Annotated in this window: 6 protein-coding genes; all 6 read left to right on the top strand. The window is 41.0% G+C overall.

The annotated features are described in order from the left end of the window. A partial coding sequence (locus AC07XN_RS21190; protein WP_494744495.1) for a hypothetical protein occupies positions 1–248 on the top strand: 248 nt, incomplete at its 5' end. Between the two features lie 234 nt (positions 249–482). Further along, the gene (locus AC07XN_RS21195; protein WP_494744496.1) at positions 483–1076 is read left to right on the top strand and encodes an RNA polymerase sigma factor; all 594 of its coding nucleotides are present in this window, start codon (positions 483–485) and stop codon (positions 1074–1076) included. Positions 1077–1201: 125 nt separating this feature from the next. Then, on the top strand, positions 1202–2263 hold the full coding sequence (locus AC07XN_RS21200; RefSeq protein ID WP_494744497.1) for a FecR family protein: 1062 nt from the start codon (positions 1202–1204) through the stop codon (positions 2261–2263). A gap of 189 nt (positions 2264–2452) precedes the next feature. Further along, on the top strand, positions 2453–5881 hold the full coding sequence (locus AC07XN_RS21205) for a TonB-dependent receptor (RefSeq protein WP_494744498.1): 3429 nt from the start codon (positions 2453–2455) through the stop codon (positions 5879–5881). A 56-nt stretch (positions 5882–5937) separates the two neighbouring features. Then, positions 5938–7734: a RagB/SusD family nutrient uptake outer membrane protein gene (locus AC07XN_RS21210; protein ID WP_309919478.1), complete on the top strand. Its 1797-nt coding sequence runs from the start codon at positions 5938–5940 to the stop codon at positions 7732–7734. A gap of 239 nt (positions 7735–7973) precedes the next feature. Beyond that, a complete protein-coding gene (locus tag AC07XN_RS21215) occupies positions 7974–9590 on the top strand; it encodes an endo-1,4-beta-xylanase (protein WP_494744499.1) in 1617 nt (538 codons plus the stop codon). Positions 9591–9889: the final 299 nt, after the last annotated feature.

The following is a 9889-nucleotide window of genomic DNA, read 5'->3' on the forward strand; positions in this document are numbered from 1 at the left end:
GAAAAAAAAGACCGGAATTAAACAATACAAACCTTACACTAAAGACATTATTAACTCATAGCCTGACGGCTATGGTGAAAACACCAACAAAGGCAGTCAAAAAAGCTCCCCTCTCTGAAGGAGAGGGGTTGGGGCGGCCGCCGCTGCGGGTGAGGTTTCAAACCAAAGAATATTTGGCAATGGTTTTCTTTTTGGACAGCCTCCTACGTTTTCAAACCGTGGTTTGTGTGTTGCAGAACATGGTGTAAAACCCCAACTGATGGCATGACTTCAAGTCATGCCATCAGTAATCTGAGTAACCAAACCCACCCAAACCCTCGGTTCTCAAATATAAATAAATCAATAAAATCTTGTTTTATATAAGTTTGTAACTGTACTTTTACGCCTAATGTCGATTGTCGAGAGGATGTTGACAGTCGATTCCTTGGAAAATAGCCTAACTAACGCTTGCTTTAGCGTAACCACAAAACCTTATTTTATCTTTGGAAAATAGCGTATTAACAGATAACGAGCTCATTGATTTAATTAGAAATGAAGATTCCTCCGCATTCGAGGTATTGTATCGTAGATATTGGCAAAAGCTATTTGTTACCGCCCTCAACAAAACGCAAGATGAGGATTTGTCTAAAGAAATAGTACAAGAAATTTTTGTAGACCTCTGGGAACGCAGGGCTAGTCTTCAGATTACGAATGTGCCTGCCTATCTACAAACCGCTACTAGATTTAAAGTAATATCGGCCTATAAAGCGGAACTGCAAACCCAAATTGAGTTTTTAGAAATACCCACCAATCAAAACACTAGCGACCAGCTCGACCTTGAAGATTTTGAAAGAGCCTTGTCCGCAGCGGTGCAATTACTGCCCGAAAAAACCAGAGACATCTTCGTATTGAACCGTTTGGAAAACAGAACGGTGAAAGAAATTGCTGCTACGCTCCAAATCCCTGAGCGTACTATCGAATACCATATTACCCAGTCGCTTCGCTTTTTACGCTTGCATCTACAAGACTTTTTCCTTTCGCAATGTATTTGTATTCTCCAATTTTTATTGTATTATAAAAAGAACTTTTTTAATTAATGTGCCTTTTTATATAAATATTAATAGAAAATGAATATTTAATTGCGGTTAAGTACCATTTTTCTGACTTATATATAACAGCCTCCTTCAGCTTGGTGAAGCGAGGAAATATTCCTTACAAACAGATGAGCAAAATCCAATTTAAAGAAATCTTAGAAAGATACCTCAGCGGTACTTGTAGTGCTCAAGAGAAAAAGATTGTTGAACAGTGGTATGAACTGCTGGATGAGGATTATAGAGTCCTTTTCCCAAACATGGATATGGCTTCGTTGGAAGAGGTAATTTGGGAGAAAATAAAACCACAAATGGCTGAACCAGTTCCTGTGGTGGTAGTACGCAAAGTGTGGTATCAGTCACCTGTCAAATGGGCTTGGGCTGCTTCGTTGGTTTTGCTCGTGGGCATCGGTGCTTGGGTGTTGTTACAGTCGCCTATCATTTCGCCTAAAGATGCACTGACGTCGTCAGCTACTTTGTCGCAGGCGAGTTTAGTACACGTTGATAACAAAGGGCAAACCCAAAAATTAGTGAAGTTACCAGACGGCACGATAGTGAAACTGAACGCAGGGGCATCTATTGATTATCCTAAACAATGGGCAAGTGATAAAAGAGAGCTATTCCTGACAGGGACTGCATTTTTTGAAGTAGTGCGAAATCCAGAACAGCCGTTTTTGGTATATGCCAATGAGATCGTCACGAAGGTATTGGGAACTAGCTTTTGGATAAATGCACAGTCGCCCGACAAAAAGGTAGAAATAGCAGTGGTAACGGGCAAGGTATCAGTATTTAAACGTGACTCAAAGGCTGATTATATTTCAGCCAATACCAAGAGTGGTGTAATTCTGACACCTAATCAACAAGTAGATTATTTTCCTGAAAATCAGGTGTTTGTTACCAGAATTGTAAAAGAGCCAGTATTGATATTGCCAGATATACACCACAAGCAGGTGACGTTTAATCTACCCACTTTTGTGTATGACGAGCAGTCGGTAGCAACAGTGTTGGATGAAATCGGCAAAGCATACGGTATTGAGATTATCCTAGAAAACGAACAAATCAATAATTGCCCTATTACTGCCGACCTTTCGCAGAGTAGCCTTTATACCAAATTAGATATTATCTGTGCCACCCTCAAAGCGAGTTATGAGATACGTGGAACGAAGATTCTGATTAGTGGGAAAGGATGTTAAAAGAGAAAACTTAACCATTAAATATAGAAATAGTAAATAGCACCTTTCATAAAGTAGATGCCAAATTGATTACAAGCGTCTGAAGTAGTAAAGACTTTGGACAAAAAAAAGGCTACCCGTGCGCCAACACTGATAGCCAAAAAGTGTTATGTCAAACCGTTCAAAATTTAACAAAACCAAAGTAAAAGTATGCAAAAAATTCAAAAAATTAAACCTCCCTTGCTAAGGATTATGAAATATTCTTTGCTACAGTTGTTTCTGGCATGTGTTTTCTCTTCGCTATCCGTAGCGAATGTCTATACACAGGAGCTTCTCAACCGTACAGTGAGCCTAAAAGTTGACAATGCAGCTTTCAAAAATGTATTGCTCAACCTTGAAAAAGAAGCAGATGTAAAGTTTGTTTATAGTTCTCGCTCGGTTCAGCTTGACCGAAAAATGAGTGTACACGTTACCGACAAAAGGCTTTCTGAAGTATTAGATATGGTGTTGCGTCCGTTGATGTTGAACTACCAAGTGGTTGGAGGACAGATAATTATCAATACGATAGATGAAGAAGACAAGGCTTTGTCGGAAGCGAATGTGGTAGTACAACCCATCAAAGACCAGACTGTAAAAGGAAAAGTAACAGACGAGACAGGTGCAGGATTACCGGGTGCTAACGTATTAATTAAAGGAACTAAAAAAGGTGTAAGCACCAACGGAAATGGAGAGTTCTCGATTAGCTTTCCCGATGGCAGTGATGTTGTTTTGGTGTTTAGTTCTGTTGGGTATATTACTCAGGAAACTGCGGTAGGAAGCCGTACATCCATCAATATTTCATTAGTACCCGACAACAAATCTTTGGCGGAAGTGGTAGTAGTAGGATATGGAACGCAAAAGAAAAGCGACGTAACAGGGGCGATTTCATCTATCAATGAAAAAGCCATCAAAGAAGTACCGACCTCAAACATTGGTTCGGCCTTACAAGGACGAGTTGCAGGTTTAGAAATTCAGCGAGCAGGCTCAACACCAGGGTCAGGCAATCAGATTCGTATCCGTGGTGAGCGTTCTATCAACGGTAGCAACGACCCGCTGATTGTATTAGATGGTATCCCGTTTGATGGAGGGTTGAATGATATTAATAACAACGACATTGCTTCAATCGATGTCTTAAAAGATGCCTCCGCAACGGCTATCTATGGTTCTAGGGGTGCGAATGGAGTTATTTTGATTACGACTAAAAGAGGAAAATCTGGTGAAACAAAAATTACTTATAATGGCTATTATGGGATAAGCAGTATTATCAATAAGTACCCTGTTTACAATGCCGAACAGTATCAAGCTACCCGTAATATCTCGGTATATTCGTCGGGCTATATGCCGGGTGAGATAGCATCAATCGCTAGTGGCAAAACAACCGACTGGCAAGATTTGATGTATAAAAACGGCTATATCACCGACCAAAACATCAGTGTATCAGGCGGAAAAGATGAAAATCTATTCACCATTGGTGGAGGATATTTCAAAGAAAGTACAGTATTACCGGGTCAGGATTTTGAACGTTTTACCGTTAAAGGTTCAACAGATACTAAAATAGGACGTATTTTGAAATTCGGGATTAGCTCGCTTACGACGCTGACTACTACCAATGGCTCGCAGTTTGTAAACCCAATGTATCCAATTCTGACATTAAGTCCGCTGATGCAACCTTATGATGCCAACGGAAATATCGTGATTTCGCCAGCGGGTAATAATGACGATGTAAACCAGTACAATCCGTTGTTGTTGTACAGAGATACCAATTCTTGGGTAGATAGAGTCCGTCGCTTGCGTACCTTCAATAGCTTGTATGCCGAAGCTCAATTGGCGGAAGGATTAAAGTATCGTGTAAATATTGGGGTTGATTTAAGCTTTCAAGAGAATGCTCAATTCCAAAAAGGAGATAGCTATTTCAGACCGAATGCTAATAGTTTGGGAAGTATGAACAATGCAAAGGCTTCGTCATTACTGATGGAACATTTATTATACTACGATAAAACAATCGCTAAAAAACACAAATTGAATTTCACAGGTTTGTGGAGTGTTCAAAAGTCTCAATCATACAATACTTATATTAAAAGAGAAGGTATCGCCGCTGATTTTATCCAGTTCTATGACCTATCGCAAGTAACAGACGAAGCCAAAGCCAACACTGTTATCAGCGGTAGCGAGTCGTCAAGAGGGATGATTTCAATGATGGCGCGTATCAACTATGCTTATGATGACAAATATTTACTAACCCTTACGGGTAGGAGAGATGCCTCTTCTGTGTTGGCTGATGGCCACAAAACGTTGTTTTACCCTGCGGTATCTGTAGGATGGAATATTGCTAACGAGGCGTTTATGAAAGAGATTCCTGTCATCGCAAGTTTGAAATTGCGTGCAGGTTGGGGAACTACTGCTAACCAGTCTATCGGACCATACTCTACTTTAGGGGGCGTAGTGCCATATTTATACCAAGGCTCGCAAGCAGTACCGATTAAATACAACTTCGGCTCAACCGTCGTGTCTGGCTATAACATCAATACCTTGCCTGACCAAAACCTTACTTGGGAAAGCACAGAAGGTAAAAACGTAGGGGTTGATTTTGGGATTTTAGGCAACCGCATCACGGGTAGCGTAGAATGGTATCATCAATATACCAAAGGAATTTTATACGGTGTGACCTTGCCTGCGACAACGGGGGTAACAGGACAGTATTTGACCAACGTAGGAGAAATGAGCAACCACGGGATGGAATTCTCTGTATCGTCAGTGAATGTAAAAACGGCACAAGGATTTACTTGGAATACAGACTTTAACCTTTCGTTCAACCGTAATAAATTAGAAAAACTAGATGGTTCGGTGACTCAAAATATTGCCAATGGTTTGTATGTTGGGCATCCGTTGACTGCCATTTATGATTATACTAAATTGGGTATCTGGCAATTGAACGAAGCCGAGCAAGCCGCTAAATATGGCTCAGTACCGGGTCAATTGAAATTAGCTGATTTGAACAATGACGGCAAAATCACGGATGTAGACAGAAGCGTAATCGGTAGCGGACAGGCAGATTTCCAAGGAGGTTTGACCAACCGTTTTTCTTATAAGGGTGTCGATTTGTCAATTGTTTTATTTACACGTGTAGGCGGAACGTTAGTGAGTACTATTCACCAACCATTATCGAATTATTTAACCAATTTAGATGGACGTAGAAACCAATTAGCAGTAGATTATTGGACGCCCGACAACCCGACTAATTCATTCCCTACACCAGCAGTGGCTAACCCTAGCCCAGTAGGTGCGGCATGGTCGACATTGGGTTATTTTGACGCTACTTTCTTGAAAGTAAGAAGCATTAATCTTGGGTATAATTTGCCAGCATCTTTGTTGAAAGTAATCAAAGCCTCATCAGTAAAACTGTACCTTACTGCTAGCAATCCGTTTATTTTATTCTCGCCTTATATTCAGGCAGGAGGGATAGACCCAGAGCCAAGCGGACAAGGTTCTAATGGTTTAGTGGGCGGTGGTCCGGGTAATATTTCAGGTAGAAACTTGAATATTCGCCTTACGACACCCTCTACGAAAAGCTTCATTTTTGGCATGAATGTGACGTTCTAAACGTAGGAAGGATTGATTGCTCAACAAATGATTTAACATTTTTTATTCGATACATAATGAAATTAAAACATACATTTTCAGCTTTTCTATTGGGCATAACGGCATTTGCTTTTTCTGGGTGTCAATCGGTCTTGGATGAAACGCCAAGAACTGCCTTTACGATAGATTATTTCAAAACGCAGGACGGTCTGCAATCTGCTATCTATACCGCTTATGCAGGGTTAAGATATGACTTCGGACCCATCGGAGCGATGGTCTTGGGGAATGTTGGGACAGATGAATTTACCTATGGCGACCAAGGAGCTTCTGGACAAACATTAGAATGTGGTATCTATAGCATCAGCCCAACCAACGGCGCTATTGGTACACCTTGGAACAGGAATTATTCCAACATCAACCTTTGTAATGCCGTGGTGGAATTTGCACCAAATGTGACGATGGATGCTACTAACAAAAGCAAATTGTTAGGCGAAGCCCGTTACCTAAGAGCGATGTACTACCTATTGTTGGTAGAAAACTTTGGAGCCGTTCCGTTAGACTTAGGTTCTGGTGATTTGAAATTCAATAGTACGCCTAGTTGTACTTTTAGAAGAAACGACCCTGATTTGTTGAAGAAAAACTTCCAGTCGATGATAGATGATTTATTGTTTGCGACTGAAAATCTTCCAGACCAACGTCCTGCGGGGGAATATCGTTTGGCTAAAGGGGCAGCGTTACATTTATTAGCAAGAGTATATACGTACCGTGCCTATTCGGCAGTGAAGCAAGCAACAGACTTTCAGAGTGCCTACGACACCGCTAAAAAGTTGATTGATGGTAAAGCCAAATACGGCACAGATTTGTTGCAAGATTTTGGGGATATTCATAAAGAAGGAAACGACTATAATAAAGAAATTCTTTTTGCTGTAGAACGTTTGCCATTGAATAACATAGCCAACGAAGTAGTTAACCCAAGTTCGGACTTTGACCAAAAGGTGAATATTTCTTGTAATATGTTTGTATCGAACTATACTTCTGTTACCAAAAATGGCGTAACGCTTTTCCCAGTGCGTGTATTGCAGTATGGTCGCCCGCTTCGTCAGTTTTGCCCAACCCGTTGGACATTGGATGTCGCTTTTGCTGACAAACTCAACGATAGCCGTTTTAATAATACATTCCGCGATGCTTATCCAATAGCTACTTTTTATACGGCTGGTTCATCAGACTACACCAAATATGTAGCTGATATGGCAGCGATAGGTTTTGCCTTGGGCGATACCGCCTTTTATATCGCTCCAACCGATGCCATTGCCAAAACATTGAAAGCCGCTAATAAAAAGTATGTGATTTATTCGCCTTCGGAAACATATAGCAACCAAAACAGGGCTAATAATATTTATCCTGCTTTGAGAAAATATGAGGCTGTCAACCGTAATTCTTACCAAGATATTTCGGGTCGTCCGTTTGTGGCAAGTAAGTTTTCAGAAGTGTATTTATTAGCCGCAGAGGCGGCAATGGCGTTAGGGAAAAATGCAGAGGCGGCACAATACATCAACGTATTGCGTGACAGAGCAGCGTATCGCTCAGGACTTTCGGCAACAGAATTAGCTAATCGCAGAGCTAAAATACAGGTTTCAGCAAGTGATATTACCCTTGATTTTATCTTAGATGAACGTACACGTGAATTATGTGGAGAGAGTATCCGTTGGCCAGATTTAGCGATGCGTGGCAAATTGGTTGACAGGGCTAAGAAATACAATCCAGATGTTACTAACCTGCAAAGTTTCCATTTGTTACGCCCAATTCCACAGTCGCAATTAGATGCAACGTGCGAAACAGTTAAATCTCAATATCAAAATCCGGGGTATAATTAATATAATATTTGAGTTGCAAATAATTGAGAATAATCAAAAAGAAGACAAAACCTGATGTTCTTTGGTTTTCAACCTCACCCCCAGCCCCTCTCCTTCAGAGAGGGGAGCTTAAAGCGAGATAGTCTGCCCCCCTTCTCTGAAGGAGAAGGGACGGTCGGCCGCTGCCGTTGGGGGATGAGGTTGAGTGCAGAAGAATATTTACTTTTTCCTTCTTTCCAAGATTGATGAACAGACAAAACATGAAAAGACATACATTATTATATAAGCTAGCACTAGTAGCCTCGATAGGCTTGCTGTGTGCTTGCGAAAAAGACCCTATCAATATTCTTAATGCCAATACTTACACGGCGGATGGTTCGTTGAAAACAGCTACAACGGCCTTCCCAGTAGGATTGAGTATTGATTACGATTTGTTTTTAAACAATGCTCAATACCGTTCGGTCGTAGCGGCGGATGCGCAAAGCACCACTTTCGGCTATCACATGAAGCACGGAGCTTTAGTAAGAAACGACGGGACGATTGACTTTACCAAAGCGGATGCTTTGTATGATGCCTGTAAAACTGCTGGTATCGAAGTGTTCGGGCATACGTTGGGCTGGCACCAAAATCAGAATGCTACTTACTTGAAAACGATAACAGGCGGAGGCTCTGGTCCTGCGGCGGTAAACTTGGTAGCTAATGGAAGTTTTGAAAGTGGCTCGGGTGATAATTTTAATAACTGGGGTAAATACAACGGAGGGACGTCGTTAGTGGCTACAACCGTCACCTCAGAAGTTCAAGCTGGCACAAAGGCATTGAAAGTAGTAGTAGCTGCCGACGGTAACCCTTGGAATGTACAATTAGCCAGTGATGAATTTGCTACCACAGTAGGCAAAACGTATAACATGACATTTTTTATCAAATCGGCGGTTGCGGGGGGGCAAATGCGTATATCTACAGGTGGTACTGGTTCTACGGCTCAGTATTCGGGGAACTACTCAACCTCGACAGACTGGGTACAAAAAACGTATTCCTTTACCGCAAATGGCCCCATGACACGTGTGTTGATTGACATCGGTAGCAAAGCCAATACATATTTTATGGATAACGTCGTGGTAGTAGATGCCTCTGCATCTGTACCGCCAACGGGCGGAGCTTTGGTAACGGCTGTTGATAATGCCTTGAAAGATTTTATCACGCAAACGGTAACGCATTACAAAGGAAAAGTAAAAGCTTGGGACGTAGTGAACGAACCTGTATCTGAAAGTGGTACATTGCGTACCGATGCCAACACCACGGTTTCTGCTACAGCGACCGACTATTTCTTTTGGTCGAAATACTTAGGTCGCAACTGGGCATTGAAGGCTTTTCAATATGCTGCCGCTGCCGACCCAAGTGCTGAATTGTACATCAATGATTATAACTTAGAGTCGAATAGTGTAAAGCTTGATTCTTTGATTGGCTATGTAGCAGAATTGAAAGGCAAAGGAGCTAAGATAACGGGTATTGGTACACAAATGCACGTGCTTTGGAATACACCTTATAGTGGCATTGATAATATGTTTAAAAAATTGGCTGCGACAGGCTTAAAAATTCGTATTTCAGAACTAGACGTTCGGGTGAATCCTAACAAAAAAACTCAGTTTGTCTTAAACAAGCAATTTGAATCATATCAGGCTGATATGTATGCCTATATTGTTCGTTCTTATTTGACAAACGTTCCTGTAGCACAACAATCAGGGATTACGGTTTGGGGTATCTCAGATAATACCAGTTGGTTGTATGAAAATGGCTTAGATTTTCCTTTATTGTATAATAAAGATTATTCTAAAAAAGCGGCATATTATGCTGTGTTGAAGACTTTGAAGGAAAAATAAAACAAGTAGGGACGAATTGCATTCGTCCTTATTCCGTCCTATTGTTGTATGTTGGGGGCGTATGCCATACGCCCCTACGTTTTATTGAAAGTTATCATAGAAACTAAAACCGTGTTGTGTGGCTCACAGAATACAATATGCGGACTGTTACGTCCTGTGAGCCATAGACTGCGGTTAAAGAAAGAAAAAAATAATTAATAAGAGCATTTATTCCTAGCGAGGGACTTATTAAGATTCATGAAATAATCGTTCTTTGAAATTTGGGTAAAACTCATTAAATTTTCGTCAAAATTCATATT

The sequence above is a fragment of the Arcicella sp. GW458-12-2-14-TSB2 genome, assembly GCF_059423785.1.

Coding starts and splice junctions, on each gene's coding strand:
- AC07XN_RS21200 (WP_494744497.1), top strand. CDS start 1,202: ATGAGCAAAATCCAATTTAAAGAAATCTTAGAAAGATACCTCAGCGGT.
- AC07XN_RS21205 (WP_494744498.1), top strand. CDS start 2,453: ATGCAAAAAATTCAAAAAATTAAACCTCCCTTGCTAAGGATTATGAAA.
- AC07XN_RS21210 (WP_309919478.1), top strand. CDS start 5,938: ATGAAATTAAAACATACATTTTCAGCTTTTCTATTGGGCATAACGGCA.
- AC07XN_RS21215 (WP_494744499.1), top strand. CDS start 7,974: ATGAAAAGACATACATTATTATATAAGCTAGCACTAGTAGCCTCGATA.